General features: G+C 57.0%; 28 protein-coding genes. 16 read left to right on the top strand and 12 right to left on the bottom strand.

Features of this window, described 5'->3' with window-relative positions:
- Positions 1 to 34: 34 nt before the first annotated feature.
- From ACFX4T_RS01950 to ACFX4T_RS01880, 15 genes are all read left to right on the top strand, one after another.
- A complete protein-coding gene (locus ACFX4T_RS01950; RefSeq protein WP_377650606.1) occupies positions 35 to 541 on the top strand; it encodes a M23 family metallopeptidase in 507 nt (168 codons plus the stop codon).
- Entirely contained in the window at positions 534 to 821 is a 288-nt protein-coding gene (locus tag ACFX4T_RS01945; protein ID WP_377650605.1) for an HNH endonuclease, read from the top strand. The genes ACFX4T_RS01950 and ACFX4T_RS01945 overlap by 8 nt, the downstream gene beginning before the upstream one ends.
- 68 nt (positions 822 to 889) lie before the next feature.
- Positions 890 to 1,159, top strand: coding sequence for a hypothetical protein (locus tag ACFX4T_RS01940; protein ID WP_377650604.1), 270 nt, complete (start codon positions 890 to 892; stop codon positions 1,157 to 1,159).
- Positions 1,152 to 2,585 carry a hypothetical protein gene (locus tag ACFX4T_RS01935; protein WP_377650603.1) on the top strand — a complete coding sequence of 478 codons (1,434 nt, stop codon included), beginning with the start codon at positions 1,152 to 1,154 and terminating at the stop codon, positions 2,583 to 2,585. Before ACFX4T_RS01940 ends, ACFX4T_RS01935 begins: the two co-directional genes overlap by 8 nt.
- Before the next feature lie 205 nt (positions 2,586 to 2,790).
- Positions 2,791 to 3,978, top strand: coding sequence for a phage portal protein (locus tag ACFX4T_RS01930; RefSeq protein ID WP_377650602.1), 1,188 nt, complete (start codon positions 2,791 to 2,793; stop codon positions 3,976 to 3,978).
- Complete coding sequence (locus ACFX4T_RS01925) at positions 3,971 to 5,407, top strand: hypothetical protein (protein WP_377650601.1); 1,437 nt, start codon at positions 3,971 to 3,973, stop codon at positions 5,405 to 5,407. Before ACFX4T_RS01930 ends, ACFX4T_RS01925 begins: the two co-directional genes overlap by 8 nt.
- 2 nt (positions 5,408 to 5,409) lie before the next feature.
- A complete protein-coding gene (locus ACFX4T_RS01920; RefSeq protein ID WP_377650600.1) occupies positions 5,410 to 5,724 on the top strand; it encodes a hypothetical protein in 315 nt (104 codons plus the stop codon).
- Complete coding sequence (locus ACFX4T_RS01915) at positions 5,724 to 6,074, top strand: hypothetical protein (protein ID WP_377650599.1); 351 nt, start codon at positions 5,724 to 5,726, stop codon at positions 6,072 to 6,074. Before ACFX4T_RS01920 ends, ACFX4T_RS01915 begins: the two co-directional genes overlap by 1 nt.
- Positions 6,075 to 6,082: 8 nt before the next feature.
- Complete coding sequence (locus tag ACFX4T_RS01910; protein WP_377650598.1) at positions 6,083 to 6,496, top strand: hypothetical protein; 414 nt, start codon at positions 6,083 to 6,085, stop codon at positions 6,494 to 6,496.
- A 2-nt stretch (positions 6,497 to 6,498) separates the two neighbouring features.
- On the top strand, positions 6,499 to 6,933 hold the full coding sequence (locus ACFX4T_RS01905; RefSeq protein WP_377650597.1) for a hypothetical protein: 435 nt from the start codon (positions 6,499 to 6,501) through the stop codon (positions 6,931 to 6,933).
- An 11-nt stretch (positions 6,934 to 6,944) separates the two neighbouring features.
- Positions 6,945 to 7,223, top strand: a complete 279-nt coding sequence (locus ACFX4T_RS01900) for a hypothetical protein (RefSeq protein WP_377650596.1) — start codon at positions 6,945 to 6,947, stop codon at positions 7,221 to 7,223.
- Positions 7,224 to 7,374: 151 nt separating this feature from the next.
- Entirely contained in the window at positions 7,375 to 9,084 is a 1,710-nt protein-coding gene (locus tag ACFX4T_RS01895) for a hypothetical protein (RefSeq protein ID WP_377650595.1), read from the top strand.
- A gap of 2 nt (positions 9,085 to 9,086) precedes the next feature.
- A complete protein-coding gene (locus tag ACFX4T_RS01890) occupies positions 9,087 to 10,448 on the top strand; it encodes a hypothetical protein (RefSeq protein WP_377650594.1) in 1,362 nt (453 codons plus the stop codon).
- A complete protein-coding gene (locus ACFX4T_RS01885) occupies positions 10,445 to 11,953 on the top strand; it encodes a sialate O-acetylesterase (protein ID WP_377650593.1) in 1,509 nt (502 codons plus the stop codon). Before ACFX4T_RS01890 ends, ACFX4T_RS01885 begins: the two co-directional genes overlap by 4 nt.
- A 2-nt stretch (positions 11,954 to 11,955) precedes the next feature.
- Positions 11,956 to 12,579: a hypothetical protein gene (locus tag ACFX4T_RS01880; protein WP_377650592.1), complete on the top strand. Its 624-nt coding sequence runs from the start codon at positions 11,956 to 11,958 to the stop codon at positions 12,577 to 12,579.
- Positions 12,580 to 12,639: 60 nt separating this feature from the next.
- Here ACFX4T_RS01880 and ACFX4T_RS01875 read toward each other — a convergent pair whose 3' ends face one another.
- Positions 12,640 to 13,803: an SIR2 family protein gene (locus tag ACFX4T_RS01875; protein ID WP_377650591.1), complete on the bottom strand. Its 1,164-nt coding sequence runs from the start codon at positions 13,801 to 13,803 to the stop codon at positions 12,640 to 12,642.
- Positions 13,804 to 13,878: 75 nt separating this feature from the next.
- On the opposite strand from ACFX4T_RS01875, the gene ACFX4T_RS01870 reads away from it, so the two are divergent.
- Positions 13,879 to 14,472, top strand: a complete 594-nt coding sequence (locus tag ACFX4T_RS01870; RefSeq protein ID WP_377650590.1) for a hypothetical protein — start codon at positions 13,879 to 13,881, stop codon at positions 14,470 to 14,472.
- Positions 14,473 to 14,501: 29 nt separating this feature from the next.
- On the opposite strand, the gene ACFX4T_RS01865 is transcribed toward ACFX4T_RS01870, so the two are convergent.
- From ACFX4T_RS01865 to rpsP, 11 genes are all read right to left on the bottom strand, one after another.
- Positions 14,502 to 14,633 (bottom strand): hypothetical protein, encoded by a 132-nt coding sequence (locus ACFX4T_RS01865; RefSeq protein ID WP_377650630.1) that lies wholly within the window; start codon positions 14,631 to 14,633, stop codon positions 14,502 to 14,504.
- The gene (locus tag ACFX4T_RS01860) at positions 14,633 to 14,998 is read right to left on the bottom strand and encodes a YraN family protein (RefSeq protein ID WP_223946302.1); all 366 of its coding nucleotides are present in this window, start codon (positions 14,996 to 14,998) and stop codon (positions 14,633 to 14,635) included. Before ACFX4T_RS01860 ends, ACFX4T_RS01865 begins: the two co-directional genes overlap by 1 nt.
- 116 nt (positions 14,999 to 15,114) lie before the next feature.
- Entirely contained in the window at positions 15,115 to 15,459 is a 345-nt protein-coding gene (locus tag ACFX4T_RS01855; RefSeq protein WP_216923842.1) for a DUF2469 domain-containing protein, read from the bottom strand.
- Positions 15,460 to 15,527: 68 nt separating this feature from the next.
- The gene (locus ACFX4T_RS01850) at positions 15,528 to 16,238 is read right to left on the bottom strand and encodes a ribonuclease HII (RefSeq protein WP_216923843.1); all 711 of its coding nucleotides are present in this window, start codon (positions 16,236 to 16,238) and stop codon (positions 15,528 to 15,530) included.
- Positions 16,239 to 16,243: 5 nt separating this feature from the next.
- Complete coding sequence (lepB, locus tag ACFX4T_RS01845) at positions 16,244 to 17,077, bottom strand: signal peptidase I (protein WP_377650589.1); 834 nt, start codon at positions 17,075 to 17,077, stop codon at positions 16,244 to 16,246.
- Entirely contained in the window at positions 17,078 to 17,752 is a 675-nt protein-coding gene (gene lepB / locus ACFX4T_RS01840) for a signal peptidase I (protein WP_377650588.1), read from the bottom strand.
- An 81-nt stretch (positions 17,753 to 17,833) separates the two neighbouring features.
- On the bottom strand, positions 17,834 to 18,187 hold the full coding sequence (gene rplS, locus ACFX4T_RS01835) for a 50S ribosomal protein L19 (protein ID WP_014922079.1): 354 nt from the start codon (positions 18,185 to 18,187) through the stop codon (positions 17,834 to 17,836).
- 254 nt (positions 18,188 to 18,441) lie between these two features.
- A complete protein-coding gene (trmD, locus tag ACFX4T_RS01830; RefSeq protein WP_216923846.1) occupies positions 18,442 to 19,251 on the bottom strand; it encodes a tRNA (guanosine(37)-N1)-methyltransferase TrmD in 810 nt (269 codons plus the stop codon).
- The gene (gene rimM / locus ACFX4T_RS01825) at positions 19,252 to 19,806 is read right to left on the bottom strand and encodes a ribosome maturation factor RimM (protein ID WP_223946305.1); all 555 of its coding nucleotides are present in this window, start codon (positions 19,804 to 19,806) and stop codon (positions 19,252 to 19,254) included.
- Between the two features lie 131 nt (positions 19,807 to 19,937).
- Positions 19,938 to 20,180 carry an RNA-binding protein gene (locus tag ACFX4T_RS01820; protein WP_144659985.1) on the bottom strand — a complete coding sequence of 81 codons (243 nt, stop codon included), beginning with the start codon at positions 20,178 to 20,180 and terminating at the stop codon, positions 19,938 to 19,940.
- A 1-nt stretch (position 20,181) separates the two neighbouring features.
- Entirely contained in the window at positions 20,182 to 20,601 is a 420-nt protein-coding gene (gene rpsP, locus ACFX4T_RS01815) for a 30S ribosomal protein S16 (RefSeq protein ID WP_017199647.1), read from the bottom strand.
- Between the last annotated feature and the right edge of the window lie 182 nt (positions 20,602 to 20,783).

The following is a 20,783-nucleotide window of genomic DNA, read 5'->3' as shown; positions in this document are numbered from 1 at the left end:
CCATTCTGAGGGAATTTCCGTTTAACGAGGCACGATGACCGCAAAATCTATTCCTAAGGCCGCAGAGGCTGAAATACGGCTTCTCAGACCCCATCACGGGGAAGCTGCTGTCCTCCAGGATTTCGCGGCGAACGCCAACGTCTATAAGCGCTTCGGACTAGAAGGCCACAACGGTTTGGACATTGGTCTTGTCATGCAACCGGTCCTTGCCGCCCATGACGGAATCGTTGAATTCGCTGGTGACGGCGGGGAATGGCCGATGCTCGGTGGAGCTGCCGGGATTGGTGTTCTGCTGCTTGGTGAAGGGTTCCGGACTGAGTATGCGCACCTGATGAAGGCCTATGTCCGCACGGGCGATTCTGTGACTGCTGGCGACGTTATCGGGATCTCAGGCAAGTCCGGCGCAACTACTGGCTACCACCTGCACTTCGGACTGATCCTCAGCCCGTACACACACGGCAACGGATATGCAGGGCGAACAGACCCCACCCCCTACCTGCATACCCCCATCCCTGCCACTGTAGGGGGGGCTCATGAGTAGCTACGGCGGAAGCAGGAGCACCAAGCTATTCGATCTGGTCTATGCAACGTATGAACCAATGTGCCACCTGTGCGGCAAGTGGATTGATATGGACGCCACGGATAACTGGAAGCCAACTGTTGATCACATCATTGCCAGATCACATGGCGGAACAGACGCATTGGAAAACTGCCGTCCTTGTCACTTCATATGTAACAGCACCCGCCAAAACAGACCCGTTGAAGACTGGCGAGCCACGAACACTGATGAGCTGGAATGGCTCATTTCTTTAAGCCAGTGAACGCGCTGGAAGCCCCGCGCGCTTCGCTCCTCTCTCTCTAGCTTTGAATTATTTCGAAAGACCCCGATATGACCCAGAAATCCACGATTGCAAAGGATACAGCCCGATTCATCAAATTCCTCGATGACGCTGATCTCCTGACCGACGAGCACGCGCTTACAGTGGCTCTGCTGACAGAGCTGGTGGACAAACTCGACTCGTGCACCAACATGACCCAGTACGCGGCACTCTCCAAAGAGATCCGCGCGACCATGGATGCCCTACCCAAGCCCGAAATCAGGCAAACGGATGAAGTCCAGGATTTCTTTGACGAGCTGACCGAGCTGGCCGATGGATAGCGACAGTCCAGAGTACTGGCTAGAGACTCTGGGATCAGCTCAGCCGCTCCACGCTACCCAGCCGACACCGGGAGCCAAGCACGAGCTGGCGATTGTCGAACGCGTAGCCAAAGAGCTGGGCACTCCCCTGCTCCCGTGGCAGAGGTTCGTTGTCCGAGTGGCGACGGAGAAGAGTCCTGACGGTAGCTACCGATTCGGGACCATTGTCCTGACCGTGCCGCGTCAGTCCGGGAAGTCTCTACTGATCAGGACGGTTCTGACAGCACGAGCGCTGACCATGCCCAAGCGCAAGTCCTTTTCAACGGCTCAGACCGGGAAGGACAGCGCCGAACGATGGCGAGATCTCATTGACGCTATTGCGGCATCAAAATTCGGCAATACTATCCACGTCCGACGCGCTGCCGACTCCCCACGAATCACCTTCCACAACGGTTCCCGTATAGCTCCGTTCGTGCCCAATGAGGAATCCCTTCACGGATACACATTCAGCGATCTCGTCATGGATGAATGCTTCAGCTTCGACGAGCTGCTGGGTAACGGAATCCTGGGGGCCGCGATTCCGGCCATGCAGACCATGAAAGACCGTCAAACATGGCTGATTTCCACCAAGGGAACACCCAAGTCAACCTTCCTCAATGAGTGGATCAAGCGAGGCCGGCTGTCCCTACAGGAGGAAGAGCCGTCGATTGCCCTCTTCGAGTGGGCACTTCCTGACGGCGTGGATGCCTCAGACGCGTCTCTCTGGGACTTTCACCCCGGCTTGCAAGGCCAACTGATCGCCAAGGACGACATTGCCCAAGCCCAAGTGCAGATGAGCAAGGGCGAATGGGAACGCTCATACATGAACCGCCAGACCGTCGTCTTTGAATCCGTGCTGGACACGAAGAAGTGGGCGCAGTCCTACGGCACTCTTGGCACTCCACAGCGCCGCAGTGTCGGCATTGGCTGGGAAGTCGCCTATGACAAATCCAGCGCCGCAATCGTGGCCGCGTACAAGGACGCTGACAAGATCAGCCTGAAGGTTATCCGTACTGGTGCCGGAATCGGTTGGTTGCCGGAAGCCCTCAAACAGATCAAGGATTCCTACCCTATGGATATCGCCGCTGACAAATACCCTATGAATCAGATGATCTCGGACGCCTTCCATGCCGACCACTACGGGGCAGAGTTGCGCTTGCTGAAAGCAGATGAATACAAGACCGCTGGCGTCTACTTCAAATCACTGCTGGATGACGGGAAACTTCAGCATGACGGACACGTTGCCCTTCGGGATGCCATTTCCACTGCCGCTACCCGTCGCATGGGTGAAGGCTGGGTATTCTCGCACGAACGTTCGGAACCGGCTTTGATTGCTGCCGTGAATGCCGTTCGTATTGTCACAGAACAAAGGGCCTATGAGGCACCCATGGTTCTTTTCGCTGACTAGATAGTTGCATACGCGCACTAACGGCGCACGCATTTTATGTGGTATAATGGATATTAGTGATTGAGGCAGAATCACTGTTTACGTTAGACAGTCCGGGATGGGTCTTTTCCTCCTTCTTCCCATCCCGGACTACGTAAAGCCAAGTGCCAAGTAAAAAGACAAAAATGACGCCCTACTTTTGTTGTCCCTTTTACTTGGAGTTCGCTTGGCTTTCTTTGATTTCCTCTTTGGCACGGATGATCTTTCCGCGCGCCAAGAACTTGCCGCCTCATACGTTGAGGGCTGGCCTCTTGAGTCCCCTTTTGCCGATGCCTCCGGCCTTGAACGCCTGACGTTCGAATCCCTCTACGGACTGCCTGCCGATAACACCAACATCGTCATCAATCGCAAGACCGCCATGTCCATTCCGGCGATTGCGAAAGCCCGAAACCTTGTTTGCACGTCGATTGCACGTATGCCGCTCATTGCAGAGAAGGCGCAGCGACCGCTCGACAACCAACCCACATTCCTCACGCAGATCCAGACCGGCGTACCCAACTTCCAGACGGTCAGCTGGATCGTCGATGGACTGATCTTCTATGGCCGCGCCTTCCTCCTGATCGAAGGTAAGCAGTCAAACGGACTGCCCTCCTCCCTCCGCTTTGTTCCGGAGTGGAAGGCCGAGATCAACGAAGACGGCCAACTGACCAAGGCATTCGATAAGCCCGTTGCGCGTGGAAGCTACATCCGGATTGATGCCCATCACGAAGGCCTCTTGAGCTTTGGAGCCGACCTGATCAGGGACACCAAGGAACTTGAGCGCACAGCCGCAGAAGTAGGCGCTAACCCAGTCCCGTCTATCGTCCTCAAGTACAAGGCAGGGCTGTCCCAAGAGGAGCAGACTGCACTGCTGGCCTCCTGGTCTTCCAATCGACGCAAGCGCTATGGCTCTGTTGCCGCTGCCAACGATGCCGTGGACGTGCAACAGCTCGGACAGGCTGCCGAAAACCTCCTTATCGAAGGCCGCAACTACCTAGTCATTCAGGCCGCGCGTGCCCTCGGAATCCCCGCCTACTTCCTTGACGGATCAGTGGATGGCGCTTCCCTCACGTATTCGAACAGCGCCGGAAAGAACCGAGAGCTGATCGATAGCGCTCTCGCTCCGTACATGGCCGCTATAGAGCAAACACTCTCCCTTTACCTGCCTGCCGGAACCGTTGCCGAGTTCGACACTTCTGCCCTACTCCGTGGCGACACCAAAGAGCGCATGGACATGTATTCCGTCGCAATCACTGCCGGTATCTACACCGTCAACGAAGTCCGCGAAATGGAAAACCTTGACCCACTTCTTGAGCCCGAGCCGGCAAACCCTCCCGCTCCGGAACCCATCACCGAGGAACCCACCAATGACTGAAATTCATGCCTATGGCGAGCTGCTGACAGCCTCCGCAGAAGAACGCACTTTGACGTACAAGCTCCTTCCTTTTGGGGAAGAAGGCTCTACCAGCGTCGGAAAGATTATTGCCTCTAAAGGCTCTGTGACCATTCCGGAAGATATCAATTCTCTGGAACTCAATGAAGAGCACGACTACAAGCGCCAAATCGGAAAGTTCATCCGCGTTGATGAAACAGATTCCGGCCTTGAAGCCACAGTCCGAATCGTCAATACCACAAAGGGAAACGACGCGCTCACTCTTGCCGCTGAAGGACTCCGTACAGGAATCAGCGTCGAAATCGCCAACCCAATTATCAGGGACGGCAAACTCACAGCCGGTCAGCTCACCGGAGCAGGGCTAGTAGTCCGACCAGCTTTCAAAAATGCACAACTGGTAGCCGAGGATTTCGGCGACCTCACCCCTGAAAAGGAACCCACTATGGAAATTACTTCCGAAACTCTAGAAGCTGCGGAAGTTCCTTCCGTAGTTCAGGCCGCTCCTGTCCTTGCTGCTGATGCCAACTACCCGGCTGACTTCGCACAGACTCTACTTGCCGCTGCACGTGGCGACAACGGATCTCTTACCGCAGCGCTCACTGAGGTTCACACCGACTTTGACCCAGCCAAGACCTACCTGAAGGATCAGGATCTCGGAACGCTTTGGAACGCCCGCCGTGTCGCCCGTCCTATCGCTGAGAAGTTCCTCAAGGGTGCTGTCACCTCCCTGACCCTGACCGGTACCCGTCGTACCCGCGTCACTCAGGTAGCCGACTGGGCAGGCAACCGCGTAGCTCTTCCTACGTCCCCTGGCTTCACTACTTCCCGCGAATTCTGGTCCCCTCAGGCCAAGGCCGTGGCTCTGGGTCTGTCCGCTGAAATCGTTGAATTCGGTGACGCTTCTGTCATCTCCGATATCTACTCGGACGCTCTGGATTCTTATTACACCCAGACGGAAACCATCGTCATCAACAAGGTGCTTGCCGACTCCACTGCCGTCACTGCCGCTTCTGGAGCAATCGCAGCCGTCAACAAGGCCGCTGACACCATGAACGCCATTGGCGCGAACCTTGATTTCGTTCTTGTAAGCCCCGATGTTCACGCCTTCATCCGCGATATCTCCGCCTCCAACGCTCCATGGTGGCTTCAGAATCAGGGCAAGATCTCCATCTCAAACGGAACCATCCAGTTTGAAGGCGGACCGATTCTTGTTTCCAGCTCTGCCCTTCCGGACAAGACCGTCATTGCTGGTGACTCCCGAGCAATCGACTTCCGCGAATCCAAGGAATTCCGTCACAGCGCACACAACCTACCGGTCTTTGGTGAAGACATTTCCCTTGTGAAGTTCTACGCGCTCAAGACCCTTGACGCTGGCGCTCTCATCAAGTTCACGAACGTCACAAGCGCCTAATCATGATCACAACGGCAGACGTAATTAGCTGGCTAGGGATTACCCAGAATCTGGAACCCCTTGACCTCATCGTTGATGCCGTCAACTACTACGTGGATGCTCTCCCATCGATCGATCGTCACCCGACTGGTCAATGGGAGAGCACCACGAAGCTAGCCGCAATTCTCCTAGCCGCTCGTTGGTACAAGCGCAGGACTTCACCCGGCGCAACAGTTGACGGTGCAATTGACGGCGGACAAATCCGCATCACTAAATACGATTCAGACGTTGCACGCATGCTGCATATCGATGGATTCGAAAAGCCGATGGTGGGCTGATGACCACTATCACCGAAGCTCTCAACGAAATTGTGGACACGCTCAAAGGTGCTGGAATTGCCGCAACATCGGAAGCCGGATCTCTGGAACTTCCCGGAGCGCTCGTTGTTCCGTCCACCATCGAATTTTTGTCCCTTGATGACACCGAGTTCGATATGGAATTCAACGTCTTCCTGATGACAGCGGACGTATCCGGCAGTGCCGAAGTCTGGATCAAACTTCAAGACCTCTTGCAGAACTTCCGCAGTGTCTACCCCGTCGCGGAAGCACTCCCCATCAACAAACCAAATTCCAGCCTGACCAGTCCAGCCCCAGCGCTGCTGGTCACGCTTTCAATGCATATTTCTTAGGAATCAACATGGCAGTAAATCAGAACACCGTCGTTGGCACACTAACCATTGGTGCTGCCGCTGACCTTACAAACTTCTCTTCTCAGCTCACGTCCATCAAGCTCGTGACCTCTTCCGACACAAGTGACCCTGTCCCTGTTCTTTCAGGCGAAACGGTTGCCGGTGAGTTCTCAGAGACCCAGACCCTTGAAGGAACGATGTTCCAGGATCTTGGAACAGCTTCCAAGATGCTCTGGCTTTATGACAACGCTGGGGAAACTCACGTCTTCGAGTTCATCCCGTCGACAGCCGCAGGAAAGAAGTTCACTGGCTCCCTCGTCGTGGCTTCCCCTGCCGAAATCGGTGGAGACGCCAAGAGCAAGCCGACAACTGACATCTCTTTTCAGGTCATCGGCAAGGCCGTCGCGGGTGACGTGGCCTAACCATGGCAACTGAATTTATCGGCGTCAGGGTTGAGGGCCTTAACCGGCTTGTCCGAACACTCAAACAGGCTGGCGCGGACATGACCGACCTCAAGGCATCTAACAAAGCTGCCGCTGAAATGGTCCTTGCCGCAGCCCTTCCCCTGACGCCGGTGGATTCCACAGACGGCGGACAGCTCAAGGCCACAGGCCGTGCTGCTGGAACCCCACGAGAAGCAATCATCCGCTTCGGATACAAGTCCGTCCCCTACGCCGGAGTGACCCACTACGGAACACCTGCCAGCTATTCAGACAGCAAGGGCAGACCCCGCGTGCAGGGCGAACAGCCGTGGCTTGCAGAAGCCGCCAAACAAACAGAACCCCAATGGATGGAACTTTATTGGGCAGCACTAATGAAGACGGTCGATTCCGTCGCACAAAACTATTCAGGAGATTAATTATGTCAGCTATGGCAACTTACAAACTTACCGTTACCAATAACGGCGTTGAGGAAACACACGAAGTCAAGGTCACCATTGCAGACCTTGCACGTTTCGATATCCTCCGAAACCGTAACGGATACCCCTCACAGGAAGAGGCTCAGTATCTCTTCATGATTCTTGTCTCTTACTGCTCATTGGTCCGCACCGGAATTGTTGCGTCCACCGTGAAGCCGGATGACTTCATCAACACAGTAGTCAATCTGGAACCAGAGGAATCCGAAGACGTGGAGCCTTCTAAAAGTTAGCGATCTCACACAGACGATTGTCTTCATCAGTTACAAGACCGGAATTCCCTTCCGCACGCTTATTGCTGAGGATGACCTGATCATTCAAACCTACATCGACATTCTAAAGGAAGAAATCGAAGCACACGAAAAGGCTTCCAAGAGGTAACCCATGGCAACAAAATCAGCAATCCTAGCCGTCAAAATTATTTCTGACGCCAAGGACTTCAAGAAGGGAATGGAGGAATCGGCCTCCGGACTGCAAAAGTTCCAGTCCAAGATGAAGTCACTCACCATTCCGGCCCTTGCCGTGGGTGCCGGTCTTCTCAAAATCGGATCTGACTTTACAAAAATGGCGTCAGACTTCGAACAGAACTCCGGTGCCGTCGATGCCGTCTTCAAGGGCATGTCCGGACAGGTAGACCAGCTTGCCAGCGAATCCGCTAAGAAGCTCGGTCTGTCCGCGAACGATTACAAACAGTACGCGGCCCTGATCGGTTCCCAGCTCAAAAACGGCGGAACCTCCATGGATCAGCTCGTCGGCAAGACTGACATGCTGCTCAACACTGGTGCCGACTTCGCCGCTCAATTCGGTGGAACCGTTCCGGATGCCGTCGCTGCCCTGTCCTCAGCCCTCAAGGGCGAAATGGACCCCATTGAGAAGTACGGCATCAGCCTTAACCAATCCAAGATCGACGCGGAAGCCGCAGCACTCGGATTCACCAAGGTCAACGGCGCACTGACAGACCAGCAAAAGCAAGCCGCGATCCTCTCGCTCATCCAGAAGCAAGGCGCGGATTCCCTTGGAGCCAATGCCCGTGAGGCTGGTACCGCAGCCGGAGCGCACGCCCGTCTGACAGCCGCCTTCAATGACATGGGCGTCAAACTCGGTACAGCTCTCCTGCCGGTAATGACCAAGGCCGCAGAGATCCTGGGGTCTGTTGTTGCATGGGTTTCCCAGAACATCGGACTCGTCCAAGGACTGGCCGTAGGACTGGGCATCCTCGTCGCTGCAATCCTCGTACTCAACGTAGCCATGGCAATCATGAACGCCATTGCCCTCCTGAATCCCTTCGTGTTCCTCGCCGTCGCTATTGCCGCGCTCGTCGCCGGAATCATCTACCTAGCCACTCAGACCACGTTCTTCCAAGACCTCTGGGCAACCGTCGCTAAGTTCTGCGCTGACGTGTGGGACGGCTTTGTCGGATTCATCATTGACGTTTGGAACGGCTTCATGGGCTTCATCAACGATGCCCTAGCCAACATCGGAAATTTCTTCACATCGATCTTCAACGGCATCGGCAACTTCGTGGGCGGAATCGTCGGCAACATCCAGAGCTTCTTTGCTGCCGGATTCGCATTCGTCGCCTCCATCGTCTCTGCCTACATCAACACCGTCATCGGGATCATCAACGGAGTCATTTCCGCCGTCTCAGCCGTAACGAACTTCGTAGGCTCAGCTTTCTCAAGCGCTTTCAACACAGCACAGAGCATCGTCTCCGGCGTCATCAACTTCATTGTTGGTGGATTCGACAGCATCACCGGAGCAATTCAGAACGTCATCGGCTGGGTATCCAGCTTGTTCAACGGCTTCTCCGTACCGGGATGGCTCAAAGATGTAATGCACTTCATGGGCGTGGGTGCAACAGGAATCAGTCTCCAAGGCGGATATGACCTGACAGGCCTTCCCTCTGGCATGGGTGCAACAGGCCTCATGCTGGCCGCTACGGGCTCCGGTGGTGGCTCCGGCTCCATGCGCGTTGAGAACAACTACCGCATCGAAGTCAAGGCGACCCCAGGAACGGACAAAGTAGCGCTGGGCAAGGAAATCGTGGACGCGATTACTTCGTACAACCGCGCAACCGGAAAGACCGGAGGCTAACCATGGCAGATCACCCAGCCCCAAAAATCTACATCGATGACGTTCTGATGGACGCGCACGCTCTGGACGATCAGCCAGTGATTGCCGGTCTGACTATCGACTACGGTGTGTCCTCCGATCTGGACATGCAGGGAGCTGAAACATGCTCTTTTGAGATGCTCATCAAGGAACCGGCTGACCTGTCATTCCTTGACCTTGGAAAAGTCGTCGCCGTCTACCACGAACCCGTTAGCACTGAATCGTCCTTCACCTATTTTGTAGGGCGCATTCAGCGACTCTCCGGCGCGCCTGATACGGCAATCAAGGGTGCACTGAGAATCCGCATAACTGCCGTGGACTTCACTGCCGACCTCGCAAACGAAACCATCTACAACGTAAGTTCCGCGTCAGTTCCGGCAAGTGCACGAATCCTCCACATGAACGGCTGGGCACCTGACGGATGGATGGTCAATAGCTTCCCGTTGCGCTGGCCCGAGAGGGAACACGCGGCAATCGTCTACAAGGAAAAGCCGTTCCTTGAACTGCTGGATGAGTTCCTACGCGGCCAAATCATGCAGCGCACGAACCGCAGCTACTACGTTCCTGGCTCTGGCCCGGTGAAGGTCATCACGGCCTTGCAGGACTCCACTAAGGAAACCGCGCGCGACCGTCTCGGGCTGTACTCGGATGGGCGCTGGGGAATCATTGCCGGATCTCCCACAGCCATTAGCACGGTCACCATTACACAGTCAGCACGGAACATGCTCGCTGATGCTGGGTGGACAAAAGAGCCTGAGGACGTCATCACGGAAGTCACGCTTCAGCGAGTGGACACGTGGGACGGAGAAAACGACACCGGAACAACGCCTATCAGCTCGCGTTCTCATGTGGACACAACCGCCATGCGTTCTGCCTTCGGAATCCGTTCCGTTGAATTCAAGACAGACCTCATTGCCGGGGCCGATGCGTCGGAAGTGGTTCCGATCTTCGAACACTGGCTATCCACCGAATCCAAATGGCGCACCAAAGAACTGACCATTCAGGATACGGAACAGCTTTCCATTACAGAGCTTTCCTTCCTGATAGCCCCCACGAGCCGACAGACAGCATTCCTCGTTGTCCGTGACCCCATGGCAAACCGTCCTGACCGTGGCACATCCGATATTCGAGGGATTGTCATTGGCGGCACTGCCGTCTGGAACGGCAAGAAATGGGAACTGGCCGTAACCCTTGGGCGCGTTCCCGGAATCCCGGAAGACGGCGACTTCTATACCTGCGCAAACATCGCGACGACAGCCAGCGGCTACTTCGCAGATGGAGCCTGCGACACCGTAGGCGACGAACTTTCTATCAATGACTTCATCCGAATCGGAGCACCACTATGACCACCACACCTAAGGGAATTCCACTCCCACCTGATTCAACAAAGATCAGCGCCATAGCCGAAAGCATGCGCGACATGGCCGCTGCCACGGATGCAGCCATTGACGACATGGCACCTGATGCTGCACAAGCCGCAGCCGACGCAGCAACGGAAGCCGTTGACGCTCAGCTAGCAACTGCTGGATTGCTCAAGGACGCCGATCCGCGCCTACCCAAGGTCAACCCCGAATCGGTCTTCCGTGTCAGGGACAAGTCTGGTGTTGTTGCGCTCTCCGTCGATGCAACCGGAGCCACCACTGTTGGAACCACATCTCACAAGCCCCTTCAGGTCTCCACAGGATGGGCGCACACCATCACGGACAAGAACGGCTCTATCGCCTTCGGCATCCGCAACGACGGAACGGTGTACTTCGGTGGACAGTCACCGGACGGAACGCCCATCCGTGAGGTTCACATCATCGTTGGTGGTGGACAGTCCAACATGTCCGGACGCGGTACCCCAGTAGGTGCCGACTTCGACCCTGAAGACTCGCGCGTCTTCCAATTCGGTTCCGGTGCTTCGGCAATCACTCCGGCAACAGTGCCGCTGGACATGCATGACACTTCAACTGGCCTATCTCCGCTGACCGTCTTTGCTCGCGAATACCTCCGTACCCAGCCCCCAGGAATCGTAGTTGTGTTGGTCCCTGCCGCCCATGGTGGAACAGGCTTCACCACGACAGGCGAGAATCCTCCTCCAACTGGCTACACCTATGTTGCCGGTGGTGGATGCTGGCAGGTCACGGACGTTGGTCCGGTGAACCTGTATGAGGCCATGCTTGCTCAGACCCAGCAAGCCATTACTCAGGCAACAGCGTTCTTTGGAATGGCTCCCAAGCTCAAGGCTTTGCTGTGGCACCAAGGAGAAGCCGACTCCGCACGCCTGACTGAATCCCAGTACGCCACGTACTTCGATGCTCTGGTCAACGACTTCCGTACCCAGTTGTCAGCACCGGCCCTGCCTGTCGTTGTGGGTGAAATGTCACCGGACTGGACAGTCAGGAATGTTGTTGCTGCCGGAGTCATGGCCGCACACATCCAAACCGCTGCCCGGTTCCAGAACGCCGGATTCGCCTACGGACCTGCCAACACCGGCAAGCACGGTGATGACGTGCACTACAGCCGCGTAGGTGTTGAACGACTCGGTAAGGCCATGCACGAGGCCTATCGGAGGGCTCTGCTCAATGTCACCGGGAACCCCGCTCCACCGCCTTCTGTGAGCGCCACAAGGACGGGCGGAACGGTCGAAATCCGTTGGGAACAGGCACCCTCCCGCGTGACCGGCTACACCGTTGAATATCAAATCGACGGCGGCACATGGACCGCAGCCCCCGCACCCTCACCGGCACTGAACACCAAGACGACAGTCACCGGCATCACCGGCAACAAGGTCCTTGTCCGAGTCGCCACCGTGAACGCAACCGCAACATCAGCGACAACTCAACCCACTACAGCTATAGGAGCCTAACCATGGCCGGACTAGATATCGTCCTTGACACACTCTTCAACAACCCAGCGCTTCCAGTCGTCCCGATCCTGGGATTCAGCGACAACTTCAACAGGGCAGACGGCGCACTCGGATACACCTCCGGCGAGAACAAGCCATGGACGTTCAGCGCGTACCCCGGCACGGACGTTCAAGCAGTCATCAGCGGTAACCGCATGAGCTGGACCGGAACAACTCAGTACACCGTCGCGCACGTTGATGCAGGGGCCGCAAACGGAACCCTGAAAGCCACGCTGGCAGTCGTGGACAGCGCTGCCGGAATGCGTATCGCAGCACGCGTGACCAACGCAACCAACATGATCCTTGTCCGACCAGACAACACTGCCGGAGCTGAAAAGCTCACGCTCGTCAAAATGATCAGCGGCACTCAGACAACCGTGGCAACGTCCGGAACACTCGGAAGCCTCACAGGCTCAGTCATTGAGGTAGTCCTCAACGGAACCTCCATTAGCGTCAAGCGCAACGGCGTACAGGTCATTTCCCCTCAAACCGTCACGGAGCTTGCCACCAATACCAAGCATGGTGTCTTCATCAACACCGGCTCCCCGTCCGCTCGCATGGACGACGTTTCGTTCGTCGCCCTGTAGCCCAAGACCACCGGCCCTGTCTTTCTCCTGAGGCAGGGCCGGTTCTAAGCCGAATCGGATCTACCAAGTAAACATTGACCAGTCGAAGGATTTCTCAAGTCCAGCCGCCCCATCACGGTTAATAGTCAACCAGCTACGTGAGTCTGGATCTTCCGCGCCCCAACCGAATGCGCGTTCCACGTCTTCGGTTTCCAATGCATCGCCGTAGGTTGACACAAGGACTCTTGGCTTGTCCTTCCGTCGGATGAACTCGTTGCGCAGAATGTCGTTCACGCAGGTATCCCTGAATGAGTACCCGATGACCAGCCAGTGATCCGAGTTGCGAAGTCCGTTTTCGAACACCTCGTAGGCGAGCTTGAACGGGTAGCGCCCGACATGATGAGCCTTGTCCCTCTGGTTAGCCAGGACGACGGCAGGCCGGTACTTTGGCTTGCCTTCTCGCAGCCCCGCCCAAAGGTTATGGTTTCGGAGCATATCTATGGGTGCCTTGAAATGCAGCTCATGCTCTGTGCTTCGCCAGTATGTTAGCGATCCGTGAAGGTGTAGAAGTCGTACCCGGTACTTGGGCACAGTCGGGAAGTCGGAAGTGGTGCGCAGCCGCTGGACCACGTAGGGCACGCCGTTATCATTTGGGTCATCCACGTCCTTCACCCGAACCTGAAAAGGCGAATAGCCAGTACCCATATCCGACATGGGAGCCCCAACGGCTTGCAGCGCTGAAAGCAGAAGAGTGTCGTAATTCAAATTTCCAATGTAGATGGCGCCAAAATTGTCGATAATGGCTCGCACCAACTGGTGCATCTCCGCGTCTCTCGTCCAGTTACCATAAGAGCGTTCCATGATGACTTGCAGAACATAGCTGATGCCCGTGTCTCGGACTCTCTGGCTAAAATCCGTTACATCTTGAATAGACTTCTGAAGCTCCGTGTCTTCACGCTCAACAAGATCGGCCAGCTTTCCTAGCTCATCGAGGGTGAGTACCTGAGAGTCGAAGGCTCCAACAAGCTTCTCGAAGTCCTCATCGGTCACCTCACCATCTGACACTGCTCTTCGCGCAATCTTGTTCATGGCGTGGACAACTTTGTCCCCGTCTTCGGATGCCGCCTCCATACGCGAGATCATTTCCTTGGTGATCGACGCCAAGTTCAGCTGAGAATTGAACGCAATGCTCAACCCGTTCCCCACCAGTACAGCTAACGGCCGCTGCGGCACTTCGTCTGACATATAGGCCCCCAATCTGCTTTGTCAATCTTACAAGGCGGGCGCCAAGTGGCAGGGCCGGTTCTGTAAGTTGGGAACATGGATGAACTCATCAAACAGGGCCAATGGTGGTGGCCCTTCTTCGTACCCATAGCAACCGGCATCCTTGCGATGCTAGGTAGCTGGCTTGGCTCCAGATGGGGAAAGACGACCGAGCACAAGCAGTGGCTACGCAACAAGAAGATGGAAGCCTACTCAGACTTCTTATCGGTGGCCGAGTCGATGGTTGACGACTTCACACGGTGGCCGGAGGTATCAAAGCCCGAGCACTCAATCAAGCATCTGAGTTTGAAGCGTTCAGTCCTCAAAGTGGTTGGCTCTCCAGAAGCGCGGCACCATGCTATGGAGATTGAGGTCAACGCCTGGATCATTTTCAGGTTCCAACAGTTGTTCGATGAGAAGGAAACCAACGGTTGGCCCGACCTCGATCGAGAGGAATTCATCGAGGTCTGCTACAAGCAGGTCGGCACCGTTCAGACGGACTTGATCGACCTCGTGACTGCCGTTCGCAAGGACTTGGGAGCTTACACGCGCGATGACGCTGATGTAGACAAAGCCAACCGCGATTTTGCCGCCAAGTTCTTGGGTTACAACTCCGAAAAGCGGATCCTCAGCCCCACCGAGATTATCTAGATTGCTGGGAAATCTCATTTACGTCACATTTAGAGGGGTCTTCCATCGGGTAGCCCCAGGATCACGAATGCTGGGAGCGTCTGGCCAATGTCGGCTTCTACCTCGACGATGTAGCCGTTGAGGCCAACCAGGGCAATGCAGTAGCTGCGCCCGACCCCCATCAGCCAACACCCCTCAGGTGTTCCAGTTGGGGATCCCCAATGCCGTCGTGGATGACCGACACCACATCAATACGTTTTCGTCGAGCAGTCACTTCATGCTCCCGGCACCACGATGAAGCGAGCCGGTGCAGGCGAGCCAGCTTGGCCGAACCTACTGCCTCAAAGGGATGTCCGTAATCCAGGCTGCTGCGGGTCTTTACCTCCGCGACCACCAGGGTGTCGCCCTCCAGTGCAACGATGTCGATTTCACCATCGGCGCACCGCCAATTGCGATCGACGATCCGCATGCCCTGGTGTTCCAGGAATCCTGCTGCCAAAGCCTCGCCGTTACGGCCAAGTATGTCTTTTGCTCTCATGAGCATCACCTCCGCTATCCAGCTTTGATGCTGGCAGCGGCTCGTGACAGACGGCCCTGATGCTATGTGGGTAAACCCGTCACATCTTTCTCTTGTGGAGGAAGAGTACCCGCGGGCTGCAGGTGCTAGTTGCCGAGGTCTCCCAGATCCCCGAGGCCACCATCCTTGGGCAACGCAAGGTCTTCATTGCGTGGGAGTTCCTCGACGTTGACGTCCTTGAACGTTATGACCCGGACATTTTTCACGAAGCGGGCTGAACGATAGACATCCCAAACCCAGGCATCCTGCAGGGTTAGATCGAAATAGACTTCGCCGTCTGCGCTGCGGGCTTGTAAATCAACATGGTTGGCCAGGTAGAAACGCCGCTCGGTTTCGACAACGTAGCTGAACAAACCGACAACGTCCCGGTATTCACGGTAGAGCTGCAGCTCCATGTCGGTTTCATAGTTCTCAAGGTCCTCGGCGCTCATAGTTCCATCTTGCACCATCTGCCGCGAACCGGACGCCATCAGCAGGACACACGCTGCAGAGCAGGCTGTCAGACAACGTCCGGCCCGGTGAGGTTCCAGCTCGTCCGGTGATAGGCACTGGGACCCTGCACCCTGATCACTTCGCGATGCGCTGCTGTGGCGTAACCCTTGTTTTCGTTCCAGCCGTAGGCCGGTACTTCGGAGTGGAGATCAACCATGATCCGATCGCGGGCTACTTTTGCCAAAACACTGGCAGCAGCCACGCTGAGACAGCTCATATCTGCTTTTACCTTTGTGTGGACCGGAGCTTCACACCAGGGTCCTGTGGGTGCGGTGTCGAACAGTGAGGCTTGAACTTCCGGAGAAAGCCAGTTGTGGCTGCCGTCCAACAACACGACATCGGGCGTGATGCCACCGGCCAAAATCTCACACCACGCCCGTGTTCCCGCCAGGCGCAGGGCAGCTATGATACCGACGTCATCGATTTCGCGGGCGGACGCGTGTCCAACTGCGGAAGCTACAGCCCAGTCACGGACCATGGGCTCCAACCTGTCGCGGTCCTCGGGCTTGAGCAACTTGCTGTCCCGGACATCGGCCAGAAGTACGTGGTCCTCGAGATTGACCACTGCGATTCCCACACTGACGGGGCCAGCCAGGGCGCCCCTGCCAACCTCGTCCACACCTGCCAGCAACCGCACCCGGGGAGACAGGAAGGAACGCTCGACGTCCAGGGTCGGAACTTCGATTGGTGTCTTGGTTTTCAGCCGGGTGCTTGCCATGGCCGCTATTTTCCTGACGTGCCCGCGGGAACGTTCTTGAAGACATTCGGGTAATTGTCCAGCACCGTCCACCGGTTGACGGGCCAGGCTATGACTGTGGCTTTGCCCTCAACGTCCTCGATATTAATGAAACCACCATTGACCTCCTGGTGGGCCCTGGAATCTGCGGAGTGGTTGCGGTTGTCTCCCATCACCCAGACCTTGCCCTCTGGAACGACGATGTCGAACGGGTTGGGCTGGGGCACTTCTGCAGGATTGATGTATGTTTCGTCCACTGGTGTGCCATTGATGCTGACCCGACCCTGCGCGTCACAGCAGGAAACGTGATCGCCGGGAAGCCCAATCACACGCTTGACCAGGTGCTGCTCATTGTCGTCGGCCGCCAACCCAACGAACTCCAAAGTGTCGCCTACCCAATCAAGGGGGCCCGCCGGTTTTTTCAGAACTGCGGGCAGCCAACCTTGCGAATCCTTGAAGACGACCACGTCGCCCCGCTCCAAAGCGAAGGGCTCCGGCACCAGCAGGTTGATGAAGATGCGGTCATTCACGTCCAAGGTACTTTCCATGGATTCAGAAGGAATGTAGAACGCCCGGAAAAGGAATGTCTTGATAAGGAAGGAGAGCACTACAGCAATGGCCACGACCGTGACGATTTCCTTCAGCCATCCAAGGACAGGGTTCCTGCGCGGCTTTTCGTCCTCGTCGGTTTTGTTGCCGGTACCGGCGGCAGCGTCAGCGGCCGGGCTGGGCTCAGCCACTCCGGCCACGCCAGCCGTTCCGTCCGAGAGCCGCGCGTCGTCGTCGTGCCGCTCGGGGTTCTCGGGAACTTTGTCCGGCATTTATTGTCCGTTCTTTGATGGTTCGGCCTGCGGGGAGCGAGGCACCTCTGCAAATCTATCAAGGGGCCAGATAATCTGGACTGGTCTGCCGATCACCCGGTCAAGCGGGACCATTCCCCCACCAGGTGCTCCCAGCAATCCGCGGGAATCAGCAGAGCGGGATCGGTGGTCGCCCATAAGCCAGAGCCGGCCCTCGGGAACCACGACGTCGAACTTCTGTTTGCTGGGTTCGTCCCCACGGTACACATAGGGTTCCTCAAGTACCTGACCGTTCACTGTGAGCCGCCCCTCGGAGGAGCAGCACTGAACGTGGTCACCCGGAATCCCAATGACCCGTTTCACATATGTGGTATCGCTTCCAGTGAGCCCGAACCACTGAGTCACTGCAGCAGCCGTGTCAACAAGGGGACCCTTACCGCTGCTGAGCGGGGCGAACGACCCACGCCCGTCAAAGACGACGACGTCTCCACGCTGGATCGCCTCGGAGGCGAATGCTGTACGGGAAACCAGGATCCTGTCCCCAGTCCCCAGTAACGGCTCCATGGACTCGGAAGGGATGTAGTAAACGTCGACCCACAAGGAGCGGACCAAGCCGCTGATCGCGATTGCAAGGACCAATGCCAGCAAAACAAAACGCCAGCCCTGTTTCCGGGGCTGGCGTTCTGATGTGTCCATGACTCGTATCCCTGTTGCGTTGCGGATTGCTCCGGAACAAACCGGGCACGAATCCTGGACCCGTTGCGTAAGTCGCTGGACTTACTTGGCGAAGTCGCGCTTTTCCTTGATCTTCGCAGCCTTACCGCGCAGTGCGCGCATGTAGTAAAGCTTGGCGCGACGGACGTCACCCTTGGTAACGACCTCGATCTTGTCGATGATCGGGGAGTGTACCGGGAAGGTACGCTCTACGCCGACACCGAAGGAAACCTTGCGCACGGTGAAGGTTTCGCGAACACCGTCACCCTGGCGGCCCAGGACAAAGCCCTGGAATACCTGGACACGGGAGTTCTTGCCTTCGATGATGTTGACGTGAACCTTGAGGGTGTCACCCGCGCGGAACTCGGGAACATCGTTACGCAGCGAGGCTGCATCTACGCTATCGAGGATATGCATTAATCCACTCCTGGTGAACGCCACAGGTCATCCACTTTGGGTTACGGCAGACAAGCCCGCGGCACAAAGCCAACCGGAAATCTCCGCCGAAGTTTCTTGGTGTCCGATTCCGCCACTGATTGGCGGCACCGGGTTGTCCGGCTGTTGGCTTCGCTCCCCCTGTGGCAGGTGCTAGCCCAGCAGACACAAGGGTTAATTCTGCCACATGCCGCAGCATCCGGCCAATTATGCGGACTCGAAATGCCCGAGGGCGGTTAGCGGGTCTGCTGTGCCGTGTTGCTTTCCATGCGGCGGCGCAAGCGACCATCCACGACGTCGTAACCCAGGTCCGCGAGTGCGTTGCGGTCCGCACGACTCAGCTGACCGGCGTCGAAGTTGTCAAGGAGATCCGGACGCCGCTCGGCAGTGCGGCGGAACTGTTCGTGACGCCGCCACTGCGCGATCTTCCCGTGGTTGCCGCTGAGCAGGACCGGCGGCACTTCGTGGTCCCGCCATGAGGATGGCTTGGTATACACCGGATACTCAAGGAGGCCGTCCGAGTGGGATTCTTCAACGAGCGATTCGGGGTTGCCCACCACCCCGGGGAGCAAACGGCCGATTGCTTCAACCATGGCCAGGACAGCAACTTCCCCGCCATTGAGGACGTAGTCGCCAAGGCTGACAGGCCGCACCGTGAAGTGCTCCTGGGCCCAGTCGATGACGCGCTCGTCAATTCCCTCGTACCGCCCGCAGGCAAAGACCAGCTGTTCCTCTTCGGCGAGCTCATAGGCAAGGGCCTGGGTAAACCTCTCCCCTGCCGGCGAAGGCACGATCAGCACAGGTTTGGTGCCCTCACGAACCCCGGCAACCGACTCAAGCGCCTGCGCCCACGGCTCGGGTTTCATCACCATGCCGGCGCCGCCCCCATAGGGAGTGTCGTCCACGGTCCGGTGCTTGTCAGTGGTGAACGTCCGGAGGTCGTGGACGTTAAGTTCCAGGAGCCCATCCTGGCGTGCCTTGCCTATCAGCGAAAGTTCAAGCGGGGCAAGGTATTCAGGGAAGATGCTGACGACATCGATCCTCATTCAGGCATCATCCCCGGCGCCGTCCTTGGACTCCTCGGCCGTGTCATCGTTGATTTCGAAGAGACCAGCAGGCGGGGTGATGAGAATGAAGCCGTCCTCGATGTTGACCTCTGGCACGATTTCATCGACGAAGGGAACCAGAATTTCCTTTCCTTCCTCCGTCTTGACCGTCAACAGGTCCTGAACCGGCATTGTGGTCAGCGCGGCAACTTTGCCCACAACCTGTGAGCCAACCCGCGCCTCCAGCCCAACGAGTTCGTGCTCATACCAGCCTTCGTCGTCGTCTTCGTCGTCGAGTTCTTCGGTTTCAATGAAAAGCTTCGCGCCACGGATGGCCTCGGCGGCATTGCGGTCTGCAATTTCTTCGAAGCCCAGCAGGAGGATGTCTTTGTTCCATCTGGCGCTGCGGATGGTCAGCGGGCCCGCAGAGGCCGGTTCCACGACGAATTCGGTTCCAGCGACGAAGCGCTCGGAGGGGGCGTCGGTGAGCACTTGCACCGTCACCTCGCCGCGTATGCCATGGGGTTTGCCGATCCGGGCCACCTGGAGCTGCATGGGTTCCTCTGAATTCTCGTTGTGCCCCCGCTGCCTCGCAGCAACGGAAGTGAAATGATCGATAAAGCAATCCGGCCCCTCCACCATATTCGGTGAAGGGGCCGGATCTAAGACAAGTATTGCTGAGCGCGTTACCGACGACGATCGGTGTCGACGACGTCGACCCTGACCTGCTCGCCACCTGCCAGGGCTGCAACCACAGTGCGCAATGCGCGTGCGGTACGTCCCTGACGGCCGATCACCCGTCCGAGGTCCTCCTGGTGAACGCGCACCTCGAGGGATTCCCCGCGGCGGTTGTTCCTGGCACTGACCTTGACATCCTCAGGGCTGTCAACGATCCCACGGACCAAGTGCTCGAGCGCTTCTGCCAGCAATTTACTCAGCCTCGGTGGTCTCTGCTTCAGCCTCGGCCGGAGCTTCGGCTTCGTCCTTCTTGGCCTTCTTGGTGATGGCTTCCGGAATGATGACGGAACCCTTCTCCGGGGCTACGAAGGCTTCCTTCGGAGCTTTGGTCTTCAGGGTGCCTTCCTGGCCCGGCAGGCCCTTGAACTTCTGCCAGTCACCGGTGATCTTGAGGATCGCGGCAACCTGCTCGGTCGGCTGGGCGCCAACGGAAAGCCAGTACTGGGCGCGCTCGGAAGCGACCTCGATGTACGACGGCTCTTCGGTGGGGTGGTACTTGCCGATTTCTTCAATGGCACGGCCATCGCGCTTGGCGCGGGCATCCATGACGACGATGCGGTAGTACGGTGCGCGCATCTTACCGAAGCGCTTAAGGCGAATCTTTACGGCCACTTTTGTGGTCACTCCTGTTTCTGAAACGGGGTTGAACCCGACGTTCTGCACCCGTGGGGCGGGCCATACTTGGGGGTTCGAAAGGACAAGATTTGGGCACGGAGAGAGGGGCCGCGCCAATCAAGTACCTGACCATTGTGCCAGATGCCGGAAGTAATTACGACTTTCGCCACTCCCGGCCA

Source organism: Paenarthrobacter sp. YIM B13468 (assembly GCF_042788025.1).
GTDB lineage: Bacteria > Actinomycetota > Actinomycetes > Actinomycetales > Micrococcaceae > Arthrobacter > Arthrobacter aromaticivorans.
This window is presented reverse-complemented; position numbering and strand designations above follow the sequence as displayed.